Annotated in this window: 16 protein-coding genes; 5 read left to right on the top strand and 11 right to left on the bottom strand. The window is 37.8% G+C overall.

All coding sequences use genetic code 11. The features are described 5' to 3' along the window. Positions 1-9: 9 nt before the first annotated feature. On the bottom strand, positions 10-2,925 hold the full coding sequence (locus ACFQO1_RS01605) for a proprotein convertase P-domain-containing protein (RefSeq protein ID WP_380216037.1): 2,916 nt from the start codon (positions 2,923-2,925) through the stop codon (positions 10-12). 250 nt (positions 2,926-3,175) lie between these two features. Here ACFQO1_RS01605 and ACFQO1_RS01600 point away from each other — a divergent pair, with 250 nt between their 5' ends. Continuing rightward, positions 3,176-3,535, top strand: coding sequence for a hypothetical protein (locus tag ACFQO1_RS01600; protein WP_380216035.1), 360 nt, complete (start codon positions 3,176-3,178; stop codon positions 3,533-3,535). 13 nt (positions 3,536-3,548) lie between these two features. Here the strand turns inward: ACFQO1_RS01600 and ACFQO1_RS01595 are convergent, their stop codons facing one another. Both ACFQO1_RS01595 and ACFQO1_RS01590 read right to left on the bottom strand, forming a co-directional pair. Then, entirely contained in the window at positions 3,549-5,072 is a 1,524-nt protein-coding gene (locus ACFQO1_RS01595; protein WP_380216034.1) for a glycine--tRNA ligase, read from the bottom strand. 63 nt (positions 5,073-5,135) lie between these two features. Next, positions 5,136-6,017: a hypothetical protein gene (locus ACFQO1_RS01590; RefSeq protein WP_380216032.1), complete on the bottom strand. Its 882-nt coding sequence runs from the start codon at positions 6,015-6,017 to the stop codon at positions 5,136-5,138. A 221-nt stretch (positions 6,018-6,238) separates the two neighbouring features. Here ACFQO1_RS01590 and ACFQO1_RS01585 point away from each other — a divergent pair, with 221 nt between their 5' ends. Together ACFQO1_RS01585 and ACFQO1_RS01580 are read left to right on the top strand one after the other, a co-directional pair. Next, positions 6,239-6,769 (top strand): ComF family protein, encoded by a 531-nt coding sequence (locus ACFQO1_RS01585; protein ID WP_380216030.1) that lies wholly within the window; start codon positions 6,239-6,241, stop codon positions 6,767-6,769. A gap of 43 nt (positions 6,770-6,812) precedes the next feature. Next, positions 6,813-8,465 (top strand): Ig-like domain-containing protein, encoded by a 1,653-nt coding sequence (locus tag ACFQO1_RS01580; RefSeq protein WP_380216029.1) that lies wholly within the window; start codon positions 6,813-6,815, stop codon positions 8,463-8,465. Here the strand turns inward: ACFQO1_RS01580 and ACFQO1_RS01575 are convergent. The 7 genes from ACFQO1_RS01575 to ACFQO1_RS01545 form a co-directional block, all read right to left on the bottom strand. Next, positions 8,407-9,186 (bottom strand): amidohydrolase, encoded by a 780-nt coding sequence (locus tag ACFQO1_RS01575; RefSeq protein ID WP_380216027.1) that lies wholly within the window; start codon positions 9,184-9,186, stop codon positions 8,407-8,409. The two genes, ACFQO1_RS01580 and ACFQO1_RS01575, sit on opposite strands and share 59 nt — an antisense overlap. Continuing rightward, positions 9,183-9,659, bottom strand: coding sequence for an ankyrin repeat domain-containing protein (locus ACFQO1_RS01570; RefSeq protein ID WP_380216025.1), 477 nt, complete (start codon positions 9,657-9,659; stop codon positions 9,183-9,185). Before ACFQO1_RS01570 ends, ACFQO1_RS01575 begins: the two co-directional genes overlap by 4 nt. A gap of 103 nt (positions 9,660-9,762) precedes the next feature. Further along, positions 9,763-11,976: a catalase/peroxidase HPI gene (gene katG / locus ACFQO1_RS01565; RefSeq protein ID WP_380216024.1), complete on the bottom strand. Its 2,214-nt coding sequence runs from the start codon at positions 11,974-11,976 to the stop codon at positions 9,763-9,765. A 110-nt stretch (positions 11,977-12,086) separates the two neighbouring features. After that, on the bottom strand, positions 12,087-13,229 hold the full coding sequence (locus ACFQO1_RS01560; protein ID WP_380216022.1) for a methionine aminotransferase: 1,143 nt from the start codon (positions 13,227-13,229) through the stop codon (positions 12,087-12,089). Positions 13,230-13,300: 71 nt separating this feature from the next. Beyond that, the gene (locus tag ACFQO1_RS01555; protein ID WP_380216020.1) at positions 13,301-14,047 is read right to left on the bottom strand and encodes a succinate dehydrogenase/fumarate reductase iron-sulfur subunit; all 747 of its coding nucleotides are present in this window, start codon (positions 14,045-14,047) and stop codon (positions 13,301-13,303) included. A gap of 6 nt (positions 14,048-14,053) precedes the next feature. After that, positions 14,054-16,069 (bottom strand): fumarate reductase/succinate dehydrogenase flavoprotein subunit, encoded by a 2,016-nt coding sequence (locus ACFQO1_RS01550; RefSeq protein ID WP_380216018.1) that lies wholly within the window; start codon positions 16,067-16,069, stop codon positions 14,054-14,056. Between the two features lie 12 nt (positions 16,070-16,081). After that, positions 16,082-16,747 (bottom strand): succinate dehydrogenase cytochrome b subunit, encoded by a 666-nt coding sequence (locus ACFQO1_RS01545; RefSeq protein WP_380216016.1) that lies wholly within the window; start codon positions 16,745-16,747, stop codon positions 16,082-16,084. 166 nt (positions 16,748-16,913) lie between these two features. On the opposite strand from ACFQO1_RS01545, the gene ACFQO1_RS01540 reads away from it, so the two are divergent. Then, positions 16,914-17,945: a T9SS type A sorting domain-containing protein gene (locus ACFQO1_RS01540; protein ID WP_380216014.1), complete on the top strand. Its 1,032-nt coding sequence runs from the start codon at positions 16,914-16,916 to the stop codon at positions 17,943-17,945. A 69-nt stretch (positions 17,946-18,014) separates the two neighbouring features. On the opposite strand, the gene ACFQO1_RS01535 is transcribed toward ACFQO1_RS01540, so the two are convergent. Beyond that, a complete protein-coding gene (locus ACFQO1_RS01535; protein ID WP_380216012.1) occupies positions 18,015-20,861 on the bottom strand; it encodes a WD40/YVTN/BNR-like repeat-containing protein in 2,847 nt (948 codons plus the stop codon). Between the two features lie 166 nt (positions 20,862-21,027). Between ACFQO1_RS01535 and ACFQO1_RS01530 the strand changes: the two genes are divergently transcribed. Continuing rightward, entirely contained in the window at positions 21,028-22,320 is a 1,293-nt protein-coding gene (locus tag ACFQO1_RS01530) for an aminopeptidase P family protein (RefSeq protein ID WP_380216010.1), read from the top strand. The last annotated feature ends 2 nt before the right edge of the window (positions 22,321-22,322 follow it).

Genomic DNA, 22,322 nt, shown 5'->3' with positions numbered 1-22,322 from the left:
TTTGGTTGGTTACCTTACAATCAATCTCTTTGTCTGGCCAGAAGAACCATCTATAGTTCCTAAAGTCACTATATAAACTCCCGAAGCAGCGTATGACATATCTAGGTCATAATTATACCCAGAACCATCATTATCTACGCGATATCCTAATAAGGTTTGACCCAACATATTTGTTACGGTTAGGTTTAGCCTTTCGGTAATAGCAGTCGTTGGCAATTGTATACTAAATTGATCATTTCCTTTATCTACTATAATAAGTTCTGCATCTGACACTAGGGTATCTTCAAAACCTAATGAAAGATCATCACAAAGTTGTAGGCTCCATTCTACCAATTGACCTCCATCACTATTAGTATCATCTGTAATTCGTAATGTCCAATCGCCTAATGAAGATAGTCCGTCAAGATCATCAAGGCTACCTTCCGGTTGAAACATCCCTGTAAAAGGAGCATTAGCAGTAGTTATCGAAGAAGGAGCGTCGTCTGAAAACATGGTTTGTATATAATCATCTCCATCACCTCCGTTATCTGTTGACAATTCTACTGAAGTTCCATCTGGAGCAATCAAGAAAATATCTAAGTCATCTACCCAACTATGTTCAATTGTGAGTTCGACATTTGCATTGGTAATAATGAAATCTTCTGTAACTGTTATAACAGACTCTGTAACTGTTCCAGCACCTGGACCAACAGACATCACTGTGTCATTTGTATTTGTATCACAAGAAAGATTTCTTATTACTTTAGTCGTTGAGTCATTCGATTCATCAGAGTCTGATATCAAATCTGTGCTTGCAACAACTGTATAAGACTGTATTGCTGAAAAATCGCCTGGGGTTGCAAATGTATAGGAAGTAGAGGTTCCTGCAGTTAATGGTCCTGGCACAGTTTCACTTATTGGAGTACCGCCATCGATTGTATAAGATACAGGGAAATTAGATTGGTCTTCTGCACCAAAGTTCTCAATGATTACTGTAATGGTTTCGGATCCTAATCCCTCGCCACTATCTGGGGCAGTAATTTCAATTACCCCTATATCATTTGCAAAAACATGCGTGATATTTCTGGATGTCGAATCGTTAGTTGTATCTTCATCACTCGCTAAAATGGTTCGTGCAGAAACCTCAAAAGTTCTCCCTTCTTCACTAAAGTCTACTGGTGTTGTAAATGTATATTGAGTTGAAGTCTGGCCTTCCAGAGGTCCTGTAAATGTTTCGTTTGCAACAACAGTTCCATCTACGGTAAGTTCTACGGGCACTCCTGATTGTGAGTCTTCTCCAAAATTAAAGATAGTAACGGTTACATTTTCTGAAGCTGTTAAAATTCCGTCTAGTGGCTCATCAATACTTACAACACCCATATCATTATTAAAATCTGGTGCGATTTTAAAACGTCCTACCACATTTTCACCTCCAGTTTTTCTATACTCATTAATAAACCAAAATGTTTTATCATCGTTAGGATCAACGTCAATTTTACTATAATCGCCATATCTAAATCCTCCAATATTCTGAGTTCCATTATCAATTAATTCTTCAGTAACAGTCATTATATTTAAATCGTCACTTGCAAATCTACCTGTATAATAAGAACTTACTCTTACTGTTTCAGTCGATGTAGGACCAGACATTGAGCTATATCCCATTCCAATGTTTCCGAAGACATCCATAATTAAACTAGCATGCCAGGCATGTCTTCCGTCCGGAGCAGTATAAGTTCCTTCCTGGTAAATTGTCCACGGCATCCCGTCTCCATCCTGACGTAATTCGAACCATCGTACCCCGGCTAATTCTCCTCCACCAGCATCTGTATCGACCACAAAGTTGAATACAGCTGAATTGTGAGTACTAAATTTTCTGTACTGTGCCTGATTCATAACTGTTGCTTGGAGTGCATCAATATCTTGACCTCCTCCAGGTTGCGAAAGATTGGAGAAACTTCCCCCATCAAAGACTCCTATAAATGGTGTTGTAGGAATTTCTACAGGACTGGAAACAGTAGAGTTTGAAGGCGTATCGAAATCTACATCAATTGTCCAGAGTTTAAGGTGGTCTTCTGAAACTCCACTGTACGCATCGTCTTGCTGGTATACAATTGTAGCCCCACCACTGGTTGGAAAGTTATCATTTGATATATTCAAAGCCTGTGGACTAAAAAATCCGTCTGTAACAATTCCAGGAAGATTAAAGCCCTGAATGCTTGCATTTGGGTCTCCAGCTAACATAGCTGTTCTATCCATAGCCCAGACTTTATTAGTACCACCTGTATTATCTGTCATATAGTAACCATCCCACCACACCGAAAGTTTCTGGTAATCGCTAATTTGAGGAATATTATACGCAAACCAATTCGAAGCTATAGGGTCAGGTCCATCCGAAACAACAACCTGGGCACCACCTCCTAAAAATGTTACTACCCATCTATCGGCTGCATTATCATAACTCACGGTCAAGTCACAGCATCCACCTGAAGGAAATATTGTACTCGTATTAAGAGGACCTGTGAGATCATTACCTTCTTTGTCATAAATTATAAACCCTGTATTATATACTATAAATACGTGATCTGGCCCCACAGCTAATGAAGGGTCTGAAGGCGAGCTTACATTATTATTCACATCAAATACTAGCGATGGAGGCCTAGCTGCTATAGCACCCTCCAACCTGTGCCTATTTCTTACAAAATAATCATCTTCTGTTTGCTGGTCTTTTCCAATCAAAATTTTAAGTCGTGAAGATCGACCATCTTGTGGTTCTTCTGTTAGAGGAACTGGTCTTTCTAGTTGTGTCCTTGAAGCAATGGAAGGGACGACTGTCATCGATCCAACAGTGCCTACATAAGTTGCAGGTTCAGAATTCTGCTCCTGTGCCATTACTGAAAATGAGAAGGATGCAATCAATAGCAATACTAGTACTTTTAATTTCATAATAGTTACGATTTTACATATTTATATAAGATTTCTAAAAATAATATCCTTTCAAGGATTTCACAATTTAATTTAATTAAATTATTTTAACGCAACTAACTGTTTTATAATGTTTTAAAATTAATTAACCTATATAATTACTAGAGTACTGTTTAATAATTGTATCAGCGCATAAAACAAAATGAAAAAAAAGAAATAGAAAATATGTTTCTTTGTAAATTTCATAATCTAATTCCTAAAAAGTTTTTTAATGATTTATTTAAGAGTAGTTTTTTTATTATGTAGCATATTATATAGCTCCTGTAATGCATCAAAAAGTAGTGAAATAAAAGATCAAAAGTCAGAAAATACAATTGAAGAAACCAACAAAATGGAAGAAGCAGGGTATAAAAAAGGAACGATTGTATATTCGGGCGAAGAAAATGATTGTGAATACACTATTAAGATGGAAGGAAACTCTACCTATTTCCTTGATCCAATTATTTTAGAAAATACTTTAAAAAAAGACGGACAAAAGGTTTGGATAAAATTTAGGGGACTTAGACAAATGAGTCGTTGTGAAAAAGCAAATCCAATTGAGCTTATCGAAATATTAAAAAGAGCAGAATAAATCTGCTCTTTTTTTATAGTTTAAAGGTAATAGTGTGTCGTAATTTTTCTGAAAGATCCTTGATAGAAACACGTGTTTGTTCCATGGTATCTCTGTCTCTTAAAGTGACCGTTTGATCTTCCTTGGTTTGGTGATCCACTGTAATACAATAAGGTGTCCCAGCTGCATCAGCTCTTCGGTAACGTCGTCCCACAGCATCTTTCTCATCATACAATACATTAAAATCCCAACTTAGATCATCAATAATACTTTGAGCAATTTCTGGCAATCCATCTCTTTTTATTAAAGGAAGTACTGCTGCTTTTGTTGGCGCTAAAATCGCAGGAATTTTAAGAACCGTTCGGGAACTTCCATCCTCTAGGGTTTCTTCTTGAAGCGAATGACTTAACACAGCTAAAAACATACGGTCAAGGCCTATTGAGGTTTCAACCACATAAGGTGTATAACTTTTATTAATTTCATGATCAAAATATTGAAGCTTCTTTCCAGAGTGTTCTTCATGGGCTTTTAAATCAAAATCGGTTCTAGAATGGATTCCTTCCAATTCCTTAAACCCAAACGGGAAATTAAACTCTATATCAGCAGCGGCATTAGCATAATGTGCTAACTTTTCATGATCGTGGAAACGATAATTTTCTTCTCCCATTCCTAGAGCAAGGTGCCATTTAAGGCGAGTTTCTTTCCAGTATTCATAATATTTCATCTCTTCGCCGGGACGTACAAAAAATTGCATTTCCATCTGTTCAAACTCCCGCATTCTGAAAATAAACTGGCGGGCTACTATTTCATTTCTGAAAGCCTTTCCTGTTTGAGCAATCCCAAAGGGAATTTTCATTCTTCCGGTTTTCTGAACATTTAGAAAATTGACAAATATTCCTTGTGCTGTTTCCGGACGAAGGTATAAGTCTGTGGCACTCTCTGCTGAAGCTCCCAACTTGGTTCCAAACATTAAATTGAACTGCTTTACATCGGTCCAGTTCTTACTTCCTGTATCAGGATCTGAGATTCCAAGTTCTTCAATTAACGCTTTCACATCTGTCAAATCTTCATTTCCTAAAGACTTTGCCATACGGGCAAGCACTTCTTTTTGTTCTGCTAAATAGCGTACAACTCTTGGGTTTGTCGCTACAAATTCTGCTTCATCAAAGGCATCACCAAAACGTTTTTGAGCTTTCGCAATTTCTTTTTGAGCTTTCTGGTATAGCTTTTCGGCATAATCTTCAATCAAAACATCTGCACGGTACCTTTTTTTTGAATCTTTATTGTCAATAAGAGGATCGTTAAAAGCATCCACGTGCCCTGAAGCTTTCCAAGTCGTAGGATGCATTAAAATCGCTGCATCAATTCCAACAATATTCTGATGCATATACACCATGCTTCTCCACCAATATTCACGGATATTCTTTTTTAGTTCCACTCCGTTTTGAGCATAATCATAGACTGCGCTTAGTCCGTCATATATTTCGCTAGAGGGAAAGATATACCCATACTCTTTGGCATGGGATACTACTTTTTTAAATTGATCTTCGTTTGCCATGGCGCAAAAATAAAAAAACCGCTACGATTAGTTCATAGCGGTTTCAATTATTTTGATTGAATTTTATTTTAGTTCCATTGTTGTAGTTGCAACCAGAGTCGGTCCATCAAAAATACTAATAGAATAATTTCCTTCAATTAAATCTGCTTCATTAACATCCGAAAGTATACAAACGTCCAATTCTTCTTTCTCATAAAATACAACCGATCCTTGACTGTAGGTTAATGAACCACCATCATAATTAAAAGTCTCACCTTTACCCACAATTTTACCTTTAGGATTTGTAATCTGTGCAAAAAGAGTTCGGTCACCTACTTTTGCCACTTTATTAGGTGTTAATGTGAAGCAAGCTCTTATTTTATCTGCTCTGCTAGATCTTCTTGTGTCTACAACTTTACCGCTACTACGAACTATCACCGCTTCGCCTCTTAAGTCAACAACACCAACAACAGCAGCTTCTTTTAAGGTTTGTGACATTTCTTCATTCTGTAAGTTAACAGAGTCTACAACTTTAATAGTATTGTTTAATACTGTATTTGTACTGTCACGTTGCATTGCCAGTCTTCTGTTTGCTGTAATTAGACTATCTGCTCTGGCAAATAGCATTTTACGTTCAGTCTTTAATTTACCAACTTCAATTTTATAGCGTCTTATAAGGTCAACATTTGCTTCTGCATCTTTAACAGAGTCTAATAAAACCTCAATACGTTCTCTTGCTGCCAACAAGTCCTTGTCTTTTAATTCATTCTCCTGAATAATTTCATCATAATTTGCAATAAGATCTTCTAGTTCGGCTTCAATAGATTGCTTTTCAGTTTCAAGCGTAGAAACAGTATCTTTACTATCGTTGTACAACGTAAAGGTATATACCGCTAATGCGATAAGTAGTGCTGATAGCACTCCAATAAGGATTTTAAATTTATTACTATTTGTTTCCGTAGTCATAATTAAGTATTTAAAAAATATTTTAGCCTACAAAGCTAGGTGTCTTGTACAATACCGAACGTTTAAGAAATGGTAAATTATTAAAAAATATGTTAAATCTCATATTTCCAAAGCTTTGCAGTGCTTGCAAGACTACATTAAGAGCTTCAGAACGGGTCCTTTGCCTTAAATGCCGACATACTTTGCCTTTAACCCGTTACCATCTTACAGGAAATAACGCTATGAAATCACTTTTTTACGGAAGAGTACCTCTCGAAGCAGCTTCGGCGTTAATCCAGTTTCAGAAAAAAGGAATTACCCAAGAGCTTTTACACAATTTAAAGTACCGAGGACAGCAACGAATAGGTACTTTTTTTGGGAAATGGTTAGGAGAAGAGCTAAAAGATATTAATCCTTACACCACGGTTGATATGGTAATTCCAGTCCCATTACATAAAAGAAGATTACGGGAAAGAGGGTACAATCAAGTGAGCACATTTGGGAAGGAAATAGCAAATGCATTGCAAGTGCCTTTTAAAGAGGATGTGTTGTTAAGAGTTAGCCAGACAGGGTCTCAGGTTTTTAAAGAACGCCTCACTCGTTTTGGGAGTGATCACATTTTTACAATACAAAAAAATGAAGAAATTCAAAATAAACATATTCTTATTGTAGACGATATTGTAACCACTGGCGCAACACTGGAAAATTGTGCTAAAGTAATTCTGGAAAAATCGAATGCAAAAATAAGTTTTGTGACTATCGCAATTGCTTAGGACTACATACAATTACTAGAAAATTCTTCCTATTTTTGCCACAATGAAACCTAAGCTTCTGTACCTTTCTTTTATCCTGCTTTTTTCACTTTTCTTTACAGACTGTGCAAAAAAAGGAACTCCTTCTGGAGGTGCAAGAGATACTATCCCTCCCGTTATTGTACGAAGTGTTCCCGAAAATTATTCTACAAATTTTTCTGAAACTGAATTTAAGATCTACTTCGATGAGTATATAAAACTGAATGAGCTTCAAAAAAATCTCATCATTTCCCCTCCTTTAAAATATACTCCTGTTATTACACCATTAAGTACTTCCAAGGTTTTAAGGGTTAAGATACTTGATACGCTTAAAGAGAATACGACCTACTCCTTTAATTTTGGGAAAAGCATTGTGGATAACAATGAAGCCAACGAGTTCGAATATTATAAATATATATTTTCTACCGGAAGTTATATTGACAGCTTAAAACTCTCCGGAACCATTCGTGATGCAGAATTTAACCAACCAGATGGTGTTACTACAGTAGCCCTCTATGAAGCAAATGAAACGTTTAATGACTCACTGGTATTACAAGAAAAGCCTACTTACATCACCACCACTCCAGCGGGGTCAAATTCGTTTGAATTCAGTAATTTAAAGGAAGGAACCTATCAGCTTGTTGCTTTGAAGGACATTAATAACGATTATATCTTTCAGCCTACAAATGAGCGTATTGGATTTCTTTCTGATGTTGTGACCATTCCTACAGACACTTCTTACACGCTTACTTTATCTAAAGAAAAGACTGGGTATCAAATAAATACCCCTAAGCAGACATCTAAAAATGAACTAATTTTTGGATATCAAGGAAATACAGATAGCCTCGAGCTAGAATTACTTTCCAAAGTGCCTAGTGACTACAGATCAACTTTGTATAAAGATGTCGATAAAGACACCTTACATTATTGGTTTAAACCTGCTATAGAAAATGACTCTCTAATATTTCTTGCCAAAAACAAAGAGGCCAGCGATTCTTTAGTTGTTAAAATGCGCGATCTGTATCGTGATTCTTTGGTTATACAAGCGATAAATCAAACTGGACTAACATTACCCGACACTTTAAAATTAAGAGCTAACATTCCGATGACAGCGATTAATACTGAAAGATTAAAAATTATAGATAAAGATTCAGTTACAGTTAAAGCTTCAGCAGGTATTAACCTTAAAAATAATACCGTTGCTATTATATTTCCAAAAGAGGAAGAACAAACCTATGAAATAAAAGCCTTCCCCGGATTTATAACCGACTTCTTTGAAGGAACTAATGATACATTATCGTATAGAATTAGAACTAAAGCGACTTCAGATTACGGTACTCTTTCTCTACAATTGGAAAATGTTGATACCTTTCCTGTCATTGTACAGCTTGTTTCTGAAAAGTTTGCGGTCGTTAAAGAGTCTGTTCTAACTTCTGAAAATTCTCAGGTGTATTTCGACTTTATCAATCCTGCAAAATATTTATTACGGGTAGTTTTTGACACTAACAAAAACAGCACATGGGATCCTGGAAATTTTCTGTCACGACAAGCGCCAGAAAGAATAGTCTATTATCCAACAATTCTCGAGGTTAAGTCAAACTGGAGTTTAAATGAGACATTTATTTTATCTCAAAATAATCCCGATCCTGTAGAAACTGAAGACGATCCCGAAGAGTAACTACGTGCTCTTTTTCTAACGTTATAGTCTCTGTAAATTCTTTTTCATAATCAGAGGTTGTTAGTAGTTCCCCTAACACATCGTATCCGGCACTATGTCCTGTATATTGGTGACCATTACCGTCCAATCCTACTCTATTCACACCTATACAATATGCCATATTTTCTATGGCGCGTGCTTTTAGGAGTGCGTCCCAGGCATTGACACGTTTATCTGGCCAATTGGCAACATATACCAAGAGGTCATAATCTTCTTTATTTCGCGCCCAGACTGGAAACCGAAGATCATAACACACCAACGGGCAAATTTTCCAGCCTTTATAAGTTACAATAAGTTTATTTTGTCCTGCTTGATAGGTCTTATGTTCTCCTGCTAAAGCAAAAGTATGTTTTTTATCATACTGGTGGAAAGTACCATCTGGAAAAACAAAGAACAGTCTGTTGTAAAACAATCCATCATCTTTAATAATAATGCTTCCTGTAAGGGCTGCGTTTTTCTTTTTCGCTTCAGATTGCATCCAAAAGAGCGTGACTCCGTTGGTTTCTTCTGCCAATGACGCTGCATTCATAGTGAAGCCTGTGGTAAACATTTCGGGTAAAATGATAAGGTCGGTATCTTCAGATATAGCCGCTATTTTTTCAGAAAATTGAGTTCTATTTGCTACAGGATTTTCCCAGTGCAAGTGAGATTGAATGATACTAACCTTTAATTGCGTTTTCATGCTGAAGCATTCTCTAAAAGTTCAATAATTGTTTTTGCCCCCTGCATCTTAGCATGTAAGAGTGCTGTATTTCCTCTGTCGTCTTTAATAGACACATCGGCTCCGTGTTCTACTAACAGGGATACAATCTTAGAATGTGCAAAAGTGGCTGCAAAAATAAGTGCAGTCGCACCGTTAAAATTTGTTTTATCGATATTGGCACCTTTTTCAATTAAAAGGGACGCAAGGTTTTTAAAACCCTTAAAGCAAACCCCCATTAGAGCAGTATTGCCACTCGCGTCCTGTGCATCTATATCTTGGGGATGCTGTAAAATTGCTTCAGTTGTATTCTGAAATCCATAATAGGTAGCCAACAGTAATGGTGTAGAACCTCGCTGGTCTTTTTCTGAAACAAGCGAGGGATTTTCAGCAAGGATAGCCTTCACTTTTTGCGTATCATCCTCTCGTATGGCAGTAAATAGTTCGTTTTTCAAAATTTTCAGAATTTATATGCTAAATATAGCAAAGAATTAGTTGTATAAAAAGAGGTGGTCTTAAAAGAACCACCTCTTAGAATTACTAATAAATAGTACAAAATTATTTTAAATCAAAACGATCTAAATTCATAACTTTAGTCCAAGCAGCGACAAAATCATGAACAAATTGCTCTTTTGCATCTTCACAACCATATACTTCTGCTATCGCTCTTAATTCTGAATTTGAACCAAAAATAAGATCGGCTCTGGTCCCAGTCCACTTATGTTTTCCGCTCATTCGATCTGTACCCTCAAAAACTCGTTCATCATCTGAAAGCGCTTTCCAAGTAGTTCTAATATCCAAAAGATTTACAAAGAAATCGTTGGTTAAAGCTCCAGGCTTGTCTGTAAACACTCCATGAGATGAACTATCATAGTTTGTTTCGAGCACTCGCATTCCACCAATGAGCACCGTCATTTCAGGTACCGTAAGCGTTAGCAACTGTGCTTTGTCAACCAATAGCTGTTCAGCTTTTGCTTTTTGATTACTCTTAATATAGTTTCTGAAACCATCTGCTACCGGCTCCAAATGTTTAAAAGAATCTACGTCTGTTTGTTCTTGAGTGGCATCTCCACGGCCTCCTGAAAAAGGAACTGTAACATTTTGACCAGCATCCTTTGCTGCTTTCTCAATTGCTGCATTCCCCCCTAGAACGATCAAATCTGCCATTGAGATATTCCCATTAAAGTCAGTCTGAATTTTTTCATACGTATCCAGCACTTTAGTTAATTCTGAAGGGTTATTCACTTCCCAGTTTCTTTGTGGTTCCAGTCTAATTCTTGCGCCGTTTGCTCCACCACGCATGTCTGAATGACGATAGGTCGAAGCCGAAGCCCAAGCAGTTGTTACCAGTTGTGAAATTGATATGCCCGAATTCAAAATGGTTTTTTTCAAGTCTGCAATAGCAGTCTCACTTAAAGTGTCTGTTCCAGCTGGCACAGGATCCTGCCATAGTAATTCTTCTTGGGGAACTTCGGGTCCTAAATATCTTGAAACAGGGCCCATATCACGATGTGTTAATTTATACCAAGCACGTGCAAAAGCATCTTCAAACTCTTCTGGGTTTTCCATAAAGTGTCTTGAGATCTTCTCATAGATTGGGTCAAACTTAAGTGCCATATCTGCCGTGGACATCATCAAATCTTGTGTTTTTGAAGCATCGTGGGCCATAGGAGCTTTAGGTGCGTTTGATGCATCTGTAGGCCTCCATTGATGTGCCCCTGCTGGGCTTTTTGTGAGCTCCCATTCGTTTTCAAATAATACTTTAAAATAATCATGATCCCATCGTACAGGATTTGGTGTCCAGGCACCTTCCAAGCCACTTGTAATCGTATCATCTCCACGACCAGTTCCCATCGTATTTAGCCATCCCTGGCTTTGGGCTTCTATTTTTTCACCTTCAGGTTCTACTCCTACAAATTTTTCTGCATCTCCTGCTCCGTGAGCCTTTCCAAAAGTGTGTCCTCCGGCTACCAAAGCGACTGTCTCATAATCGTCCATCGCCATACGGCCAAATGTTTCTCTAATATCATGACCAGAGCCTAGTGGATCTGGCTCTCCTTTAGGTCCTTCAGGGTTTACATAAATCAATCCCATGTGCGCGGCTGCTAATGGTTTTTCTAGTTCTCCATTTTTGTATCGTTCTTCATAGCCCATCCATTCATCTTCAGATCCCCAGTAAATATCCTGCTCTGGCTCCCAAACATCTTCACGTCCACCGGCAAAACCAAAAGTTTTAAAGCCCATTGATTCTAATGCACAATTTCCTGCCAAAATCATAAGATCTGCCCAAGAGATTTTTTTTCCATATTTCTGTTTGATAGGCCATAATAACAGACGTGCCTTATCAAGATTTCCATTGTCGGGCCAGCTATTTAAAGGAGCGAAACGCTGATTTCCAGTATTTCCCCCACCACGGCCGTCGGTTACACGATACGTACCTGCACTGTGCCAAGCCATACGAATAAAAAATCCTCCATAATTTCCATAATCTGCTGGCCACCACTCCTGTGAATCAGTCATAAGATCCAAAACATCTTGTTTTAAAGCGTTAAAATCTAAACTTTTAAATGCAGCAGCATAGTCAAAATCCTTTCCCATTGGGTCTGATTTCGTATCATGCTGACGCAAAATATTCAAGTTTAATCTGTTGGGCCACCACTCTTCATTGGTGGTACCACCGCCAGCTGTTTTGTTTTGAACGCCACCAAAATATGGGCATTTACTAGCATCCCCATCATTAATCTCCCACGCGTTTCCTTTCTTAGTATCCATTTAATTTAATTTTTGTCGTTTGTAATAAGTTTCTAAAATAACCTTTTTATATGGTTTGGCTATCAGAAATCAATATGAAGATACAATCATACTATTGATTAAGCTGATAGTTATAGTGCGCTTAAAACTTTCGCAGCCGCCTCTAAAGTTTTATCTGTTTTGGCAAAGCAAACTCGTATCTGTTTAAAATCTTCTTTATTTTTATTAAAAACTGAAGTTGGAATCATTGCAAGACCTTCTTCTTTTGTAATTCTTTCGGTAAAAGTAATATCGGTTTCATTACTTATTTCTGAAAAATCTAGTAACTGAAAATAAGTGCTTTTTGATGGGATAATTTTAAAGCGTGAATCCTTGAGTAGTGATAAAAAATAATCTCTCTTTTTTTGGTAAAATGCTGAAAGTCCCAAATACGTTTCAGAATTTTCCATATAGATTGCCAGGGCTTTTTGGATAGGATGATTGACACAAAACACATTGAATTGGTGCACTTTCTGAAACTCTTTCATTAATGCTTCAGGCGCTACACAATAACCTATCTTCCAGCCTGTATTATGAAAGGTTTTCCCAAAAGAGGCTGTTATAAAGGTTCTTTTAGCCAGCTTCTCAAAACGAGCTGCACTCTGATGAACTTGACCGTCAAAAATAATATGTTCATACACCTCATCGCTTATTACCAGAATGTCATTTTCTAAAGCTATTTTTTCTAATTCCAGCATATCACTTTCAGAAAAGAGCATGCCACTTGGGTTGTGAGGCGAATTAATGATAATCATCTTGGTTCTGTTTGAAACAGCGGCTTTCACTTTTTTCCAATCGGGCGAATAGCTTGGTGCCTCTAGTTGAACTGCAATCGTTTTTCCTCCAAAAAGCTGGACGGTTGGCTCATAACAATCGTACGCAGGTGTAAAAACAATGACCTCATCCCCTCTGGAAATCGTTGCTGCAATCGCAGTGAATATTGCCTGAGTCGCGCCTGCAGTAATGGTTATTTCGGTATTTGGATCGTAGGCATGATGATGTAGTTCTCTAATTTTATTTGAAATCACTTCTCGCAATCGCAAATCTCCAGGCATTGGTGCATATTGATTATGACCTTCCTGCATGGCTTCTGAAACGAGTGAAATCAATTTTGGATCACTTTCAAAATTAGGAAATCCCTGTGATAAATTAATAGCGTTATATTCCGCAGCCATTTTGCTCATCACAGTAAAAATAGAAGTAGGAACGTTGGGAAGTTTTGAAGAGATTTTCATATTCTAAAAATAAAAAAATCCTAAGCAAGGGGCTTAGGATTTAATAATACTTTATAGTTTAAATGTAAGATTTATCCTTTCAGCGAAGCCTTCAGGTATTCGCGATTCATACGCGCAATGTTCTCTAATGAAATTCCTTTTGGACATTCTACCTCACATGCACCGGTATTGGTGCAGTTTCCGAAGCCTTCTTTATCCATTTGCTCCACCATATTTAATACACGCGTTGAAGCTTCCACCTCTCCTTGAGGCAATAAGGCATATTGAGAAACCTTAGCCGATGTAAATAACATCGCACTAGCATTTTTACAGGCAGCTACACAAGCTCCACACCCGATACAGGTTGCGGCATAAAATGATTCATCTGCATTTTCCTTTTCTACAGGAATAGCGTTTGCATCAATGGTGTTTCCAGAAGTATTTACAGAAATATACCCCCCCGCCTGCTGAATACGGTCAAAAGAGCTACGATCGACCATAAGATCCTTAATGACAGGAAACGCTTTTGCTCTAAACGGTTCAATAACAATGGTATCTCCATCGTTAAACATACGCATATGCAATTGACAGGTAGTTACCAGACGATCCGGGCCGTGAGGTTCTCCGTTGATTTGCAAAGAGCAGCTTCCGCAGATTCCTTCTCGGCAGTCATGATCAAACACTACAGGCTCATCTCCTTTATTAATTAAATCTTCATTTAATACATCCAGCATTTCAAGAAAAGACATATCGCCCTCTACCCCGTCAATAGGGTACGTAATCATACTCCCTTTTGCTTTTGCATTGGCTTGTCGCCATATTTTTAATGTGAGTTTCATAATTTCTTATTTATAGCTACGTGTCTTTAATTCAATATTCTCAAATACAAGATCCTCCTTGTGTAATACAGCATCTTTAGGTTCTCCTTTGTACTCCCAGGCTGCCACATATTTAAAGTTTTCATCATCTCGAAGCGCTTCCCCTTTTTGTTCGCCACTCTGCTCCACACTTTCTTCTCTGTAATGCCCTCCAGCACTTTCGTTTCTGTTAAGTGCATCTTTTGCAAATAATTCTCCTAATTCAAGGAAGTCTGCTACTCGACCCGCTTTTTCTAGTTCCTGGTTTAGACCATCTGCTGTTCCAGGTACTTTTACATTGGCCCAGAAATCTTTTCGCAATGCTGCAATTTCTTCAATCGCTTCGGTTAATCCTTTAGCATTTCTAGACATTCCGCATTTATCCCACATGATCTTCCCTAATTTTTTGTGGTAATAATCAACCGAATGTTGCCCCGAAGCACTCATCAACTTGTTAATTCTTTCTTTTACATCTTTTTCTACCTGATCAAATTCTGGTGTGTCTGTGGGTATTTTCCCAGTTCTAATATCCTTTGCCAAGTAATCCCCAATCGTGTAAGGCAATACAAAATAACCATCTGCTAAGCCTTGCATTAAGGCAGAAGCTCCTAGTCTGTTTGCCCCATGATCGCTAAAATTAGCTTCTCCAGTTGCATACAGGCCTTCGACAGTAGTCATTAAATTATAATCAACCCAAATACCGCCCATAGTATAATGTACAGCAGGATAGATCATCATCGGAGTTTTATACGGATTTTGATCTACGATCTTTTCATACATCTGAAAAAGGTTTCCGTATTTATTTTCAATAACCGCAGCGCCTAATTCGTATATTTTTTCTTCGGAAGGATTATTAATATCTAAAATGTTTGCTTGTTCTTTTCCGTAGCGATTAATCGCTGAAGCAAAATCTAAATAGACCGCTTCTCCTGTTTTATTAACACCAAAACCAGCATCACACCGTTCTTTTGCAGCTCTAGAAGCTACATCGCGTGGCACTAAGTTTCCAAAAGCTGGATAGCGACGCTCTAGGTAATAATCTCTTTCGTCTTCTGAAAGTTCGGTTGGTTTCTTTTTTCCTGCTCTAATGGCTTCAGCATCTTCTTTCTTTTTAGGCACCCATATTCTTCCATCGTTTCGTAAACTTTCAGACATCAATGTCAATTTACTTTGGTGATCTCCAGAAACAGGAATACAAGTTGGGTGAATCTGGGTATAACATGGATTTGCCATAAAAGCACCTCTACGGTGCGCTTTCCAAGCAGCTGTTACATTACTTCCCATTGCGTTTGTAGACAAAAAGAAAACGTTTCCGTAGCCACCTGAAGCTAATACCACCGCATGAGCAGAGTGCCGTTCAATTTTTCCTGTCACTAAGTCGCGTGCAATAATCCCACGGGCTTTACCATCTACTTTAACGATGTCGAGCATCTCGTGACGGTTAAAAGGTTGGATTTTACCGCGGTTGATTTGGCGATTCATTGCCGAATAAGCTCCTAATAATAATTGCTGACCTGTCTGACCTTTTGCGTAAAACGTTCGTGATACCAGCACCCCTCCAAAAGAACGGTTGTCTAACAATCCGCCGTATTCACGTGCAAAAGGAACTCCCTGAGCCACACACTGGTCAATGATATTTGCTGATACTTCAGCAAGTCGATATACATTCGCTTCACGAGAACGATAATCACCTCCTTTTACAGTGTCATAGAAAAGGCGATAGTTACTATCTCCGTCTCCTTGATAATTTTTTGAGGCATTGATCCCTCCTTGTGCCGCAATCGAGTGTGCGCGGCGTGGCGAATCCTGATAACAAAAAGTTTTTACGTTGTAGCCTAGTTCTGCTAGTGTTGCAGCAGCACTCCCTCCAGCAAGTCCAGTTCCAATAACGATCACATCAATGTTTCGTTTGTTGGCTGGATTTACAAGATTAATATTGTTTTTATGATTGGTCCACTTTTCGGCTAAGGGTCCTTCAGGTATTTTAGCATCTAATATTGACATAGCAGAATTTTTTTAATGTGGAATTTGATTAAAATGGTGATATAGCGCGATAAATATAAATCCGGCAGGAATGGCAATTGCATAGAATTTTGCAAACTTTGTAAGTGCTACCGAGTATTTGTTGTTAAATCCAACACTCTGAAATGAGGATGCAAATCCGTGCCATAAGTGAAGTGCCAAAAACACAAATGAAAGACAATACAATCCTGTGCGTACGGGACTTTCAAATTTATGAACGAGTTCTATCCAGTACCGATTTTCTACCGCTTCAGAAACATCTATATATTTATAAATGATCTCTGGCACCCAGAAATCATAAAAGTGCAATCCTAAAAATGCTAGGATAACAATTCCTGAGTAAATCATATTTCTAGACACCCAGGTAGAATTTGTGTTTCCTTTATAGGATTTGTAAGATACTGCTCTAGCATTTCGGTTTCGAATTTCCAGAATAAAGCCCATCACAAAGTGAAAAATAACACCAAAAATTAATATGGGTTGTAATACAAATTGTACCAAACCATTGGTTCCCATAAAATGAGACCAGTTATTAAAGGTGTCTTTGTCAATTACAGAGGATAGGTTGATGGTAAAATGTTGTCCTAAAAAGAAAACTAAGAACAAGCCTGAAAGCGCCATGGCAACTTTACGGGCAATAGAAGAGGATATAATTCCCATTATGGTTGTGTTTTCAAAAAATTGAAATACAAAAATACGGCTCCACAAGTTTTTTGCCAAACAATATGTATTCTTTTCTGCAGATAAATTTTTTATATCTTTTTAACAACTTATTAAAAAAAACCTTACATTTATAGTTATCTAATCTTTAAATATTTATATTATTATGAAAAAAATTACAACTATTATAGCTACTGCGCTTTGTGTAGTTTTTAGTGTAAACACACAAGCACAACGTGCTGAAAACGTAGGAGACAATTCAGATGCAGTTGCACCTTCTTTCAATGGAGTGTTAACTGGTCAACAATTAAGACCAGATCCTTTACTTTGGGAAAACGGGCCATTGTTTAATCAAGCAGGACCCCCAAATCGTAGTATTTTACAAAATGACACATTTGGATCAAATACCTTAGGAGGTGGTGTTAGTGGCGATTTTAGGATTGCCGACAATTTCACTCTTGACGAAGCATCAAGTATTACACAAATTGATGTATACGGATACCAAACTGGCGCCCCAACTACTCCTGCTTCAATTATTGGTGTAACCATTCAAATATGGGATGGAGATCCATCTGATGCTAGCAATAACGTGATTTATGGCGATGCCACTACTAATGTAATGGATTCTGCTATTTTTAGTGATACTTTTAGAGAATCCGAGGCAAATCCTGGAGATAATAGAGCTATTCAAAGAGTAACAGCAACTTTCACAGATCTTACTTTAGATGCTGGAACTTATTGGTTAGACTGGAATTTTATAGGAGATTCTGGCTTTTCCGGACCGTGGCAACCACCAGTAGCAGAAGCTCTTGGAACTGAACCAGGAGGAGGAAATGCTTTGCAAGGAAATGCGGGTGTATATACGGGTTTTATTGATGATGGAGGAGACGGATCTGTTATGTATCATTTAGATGCACCTTTCGAGCTTTACGGACTTCCTACAGCTGGGGTTGATGATTTTTCAGCAGACAATATTTCTTTTTTCCCTAATCCAGTAAAAGATCTATTAACCATCGATAATCGTTCTACGACTCAATTAGAAACAATCAGTATTTATAATGTGCAGGGAAGATTGGTGCAAACTACAGATATTAGCGAAGTAAGTGAGATAAATGTTAGTGCTCTTACAGCTGGTGTTTACATGGTGCAAATTACTTCTGAAAGAGGTACAATAACCAAAAAACTTGTTAAGAATTAATTTCTAAATATAGTTTGAAAGCCAAAAGAGCGAGATAGTATCTCGCTCTTTTTTATTAGTGAATTCTAGTTATTTTATTTCAAAGGCTACAACTTCGGCTTTCCCATTTACTGTAACTGAAAAATTATACTTTCCAACAGGCAAATAAGTACTTCCATTATCAGCCTTCTTCACTTTTCTATCCTTTTTTTCAAGAACTTTTACGCCTTTTTCTGAAAGTGTCATATTGTAATCTACTACACTGATTCCTTTGTCAACTTCTACTTCCCAGTTCTTTAATGTCTTTCCGTCCTCGGTTGCTACTGAAAGTTTTGCTGTTCCACGCACCGGACTGTAAACTTGAATTTTGTGAGTAGGCTCATAGTAGTCCCCATATTGATTAAACCCTTTACTTCCCCATCTACCTGAAGCCCTTACAGAAGGTATTTCTGAAATCAAAATATCATTCTGTTTTGATTCTGAAAATCCCTGTAGTAACGATATGTCTGCTTTGTAAATGGAGCGTCCATGAGTTCCAACCAATAGTTCTTTTTCTCTAGCCTGAATTCTAAGATCATGAACTGCCACATTAGGTAATCCGCTGGCAAATACTTCCCAAGATTCTCCTTCGTTAAACGAAACATACGCTCCATTGTCTGTTCCTAAATAAAGGATATTCTCATTTTCTGAATCTTCGCGAATGACATTTACAGGCGACATTGGTAAATTACTCGCAATAGACGTCCATGTGGCTCCATAATCATCACTCATATAAACATAAGGCGTAAAATCATCCCAACGATATCCATTTAGAGTCACATAGACTCGTTCTTTTTTGTGCTCTGAAGCAATCACTCTGCTTACCCATAAATCTTTCTGAAAAGTTTCAGAAATTTTTATCCAGTTTCCTCCTGCATTCTTACTCACATACACCAACCCATCATCACTTCCTGTGTACAACAACCCGAAGGCAAACGGACTTTCAGAAATACTCGTTAATGTGCCATAAGCTACATTCCCTTGCTTTCCGCCATTGGTCAAATCATCTGAAATTGCTGTCCAATCTTGTCCCTGATTCATAGACCGCATTAGCTTGTTCCCCCCAAGATAAAGGATATCTTGATTGTGACTGCTTAATAAAATAGGCGTCTGCCAGTTAAACCGATACGGACTTTCACCTAATTCATGTTTAGGTTGAATGTATTCTTGACTATTGGTAGATCTGTCTAACCTAAAATAGTTTCCAAACTGAAAGCCTGTATAAACAATATCACTATTTCGTGAATCTACTTCAATCTGCATTCCGTCGCCCCCCATGATAAATTTATAGGGATATTCCCCGTCTTGTCTCCAACCAGGACTTGCTTCATAGGTGTTGGCGCCCACCCAAACTCCGTTATCCTGTAATCCTCCATACACATTATAAGGTTTTTCATTGTCTACTTGTATAGCATAAAACTGTCCTACAGAAGGTGCATTATTTTTAATCCAGTTTTCTCCATCATCATAACTAATATTTACGCCTCCATCATTTCCATCAATTAAATGCCCTGGCTTGTTCGGATTGATCCAAAGCGCATGGTGATCTGCATGTACATTTGAAGCAGAAATAGAGCTAAATGTTTTCCCACCATCTTTTGATTTTATAATAGGGACTCCGTAGATATAAATTCCATTGACATCATTGGGGTCTACGTGGATCTTTCCGAAGTAATACCCATAACTATAATAAAGCCCTTCCAGAAATCCGTCGTGTGTTTTCTTCCAAGTCGTTCCGCCGTCTGTACTTTTATACACTTCTGCTCCAATTACGGGTGTATCAAACAACATGGCATTGGCATCTTCAAGATAGGTTGCGAGATCTGCTGGTTTCACAGTGCCACCTCGCACCATAGATTTTACATTATCTGCTCTGTATTTTTCCTGAAACCCATTATTTTTTAAATACGCATTTAGTTTTTTATCATCCAATGCCAGAAACTGAGAAGAGGTCATGGTTTTAAATTGTTCTTTAGACAAATCATCCTCCTTATTTTCGACAGCGCTTTCTTCTCTACGGAATTGATTATCATGCACTGCATAGACCGTATTTTCATCAAATACAGCAAGACCTATTCTCCCTACGCCTTCTCCCGAAGGAAAGCCACTCCCAGCTCCTGAAACCTTGATCCAATTACTACCGCCATCTGTACTTTTATAGATAGCACTTCCTTCTCCGCTACCTCTAAAGTTCCACGCCTTCCGATCTTTATCCCAAGAGGAAGCGAACATCAAATTGAAGTTATTAGGGTCTGCATCCATTTCGATAATTCCGCTTTGATCATTGACAAATAGGGTTTTATTCCAAGTTTTTCCACCGTCCATAGTTTTATAAACTCCTCGCTCACTATTTGTAGAATATAAATGTCCAACAGCTGCCACAACTACTTCGTCATTATTGTTCGGGTTTATAATAATTTTTGAAATATGATGACTGTCCTGCAATCCCATATTTTTCCAGCTTTTTCCATTGTCTTTCGACTGTAACAATCCGATCCCTGCATAACTAGAACGAGAAGCATTAACCTCGCCTGTTCCCACCCAAATGGTTCCAGTTTTCCAGTCTACCGCTAAGCTCCCTACGTTCTGAGTAGGACTATTATCAAGTATTGGGGTAAATGTAGTCCCGTTGTTTTTAGTGTGCCAAACTCCTCCACTTGCGTAGCCAACGTAAAATTCGGTGGGATTAGCGGGGTTTACGGCAAAATCAACTACACGACCACTCATAATAGTAGGACCAATGTTTGTAAATGGAAGATTTTTTACAAGTGAATTTTCTGTTAATTGTTCTCTCTGCTGAAGCGATTTTTCAACCTCCATAGCAGGCGTTGCAGGTTGTTGAGCAAATGAGAAAGCAACCAATAAAAAGGAAGCTATTGAAAGTATTGTGTTTTTCATGTTGATTATTTTAGACGGTACAAAATAGACAAATTATAAGCTATTGTCAACATATTATAAAATGTGGCAACAAGTTTCAAGGACTGCTAAGGTCTTCCGTATTAATTTCATTATTTTTGAAGCAAATAAATTGTTTAATTTTTCCGAGGGGAAGTAACGCCATTTCATGAAATACCATCAGATAGACCGAAACTTATATATAAAAAACAGGAACAACTTTATGGCAAAAATGAAGCCATCTAGCCTTGCTGTTTTTAACAGTAATGATATTTATCCTATTAGTGCAGACAGCACCATGCCTTTTGAGCAAGCCAGGGATATCCTATATTTGAGTGGTGTAGATCAAGAAGAGAGTATACTTGTTTTATTTCCAGATGCTCCTGACGAGAAACATCGCGAAATCCTTTTTTTAAAAGAAACCAACGAGCATATAGCAATTTGGGAAGGTGAAAAATTAACCAAAGAGCGTGCCCTTGAGGTCAGCGGAATTTCTACCGTATACTGGTTAAAAGAGTTTGATAAAGTGTTCTACGAAATCATGACTCAAGCAGATACCATTTATTTTAATACTAATGAGCATTATCGTGCTAATATAGAAACCGAAACACGAGAAACACGCTTTATTAAAGCGACGAAGCAAAAATTTCCTGCACATAGTTGGGCAAAGAGTAATCCTATTTTACAACGTTTACGATCTGTAAAAGATCCCATAGAAATTGACTTATTACAAAAGGCTTGTGATATTACTGAAAAAGGGTTTCGTCGTGTGTTAGATTTTGTTAAACCTGATGTTTGGGAGTTTGAAATAGAAGCCGAATTCCTGCATGAATTTATGTATAACAGATCAAAGAAATTTGCTTATACCCCTATTATTGCCAGCGGAAACAATGCCAATGTATTACACTACATAGAAAATAATCAGCAATGTAAAGACGGCGACCTTATTTTAATGGATGTGGGTGCAGAATATGCGAATTACAGCAGCGATATGTCCCGTACTATTCCTGTAAACGGAAAATTTACTAAGCGCCAACGTGAAGTGTACAATGCAGTTAACAGAGTGAAAAATGATGCTACTAAAATGCTCGTTCCTGGAACTTTCTGGAAAGAATACCATGTTGAAGTAGGGAAATTAATGACCTCAGAATTGATTGGTCTTGGTTTGCTTGACAAAGCAGATGTTCAAAACGAAAATCCAGATTGGCCTGCCTACAAAAAATATTTTATGCACGGTACGTCTCACCATATTGGTCTTGACACTCATGACTACGGAATTTTGTGGGAACCTATGGAAGCCAACCAGGTATTTACTGTAGAACCCGGAATTTATATCCCTGCGGAAGGCTTCGGAATACGACTGGAAGATGATGTAGTGATTCAGAAAACTGGTGAGCCATTTAATTTAATGCGAAATATTCCTATTGAAGCTGAAGAGATTGAGGAATTGATGAATAAATAACT

It is taken from the genome of Jejudonia soesokkakensis, from assembly GCF_042664795.1.
Taxonomy (GTDB): Bacteria; Bacteroidota; Bacteroidia; order Flavobacteriales; family Flavobacteriaceae; genus Jejudonia; species Jejudonia soesokkakensis.
Note: the sequence above shows the minus strand (reverse complement) of the source record. Positions and strands in the feature narration are given on the sequence as shown.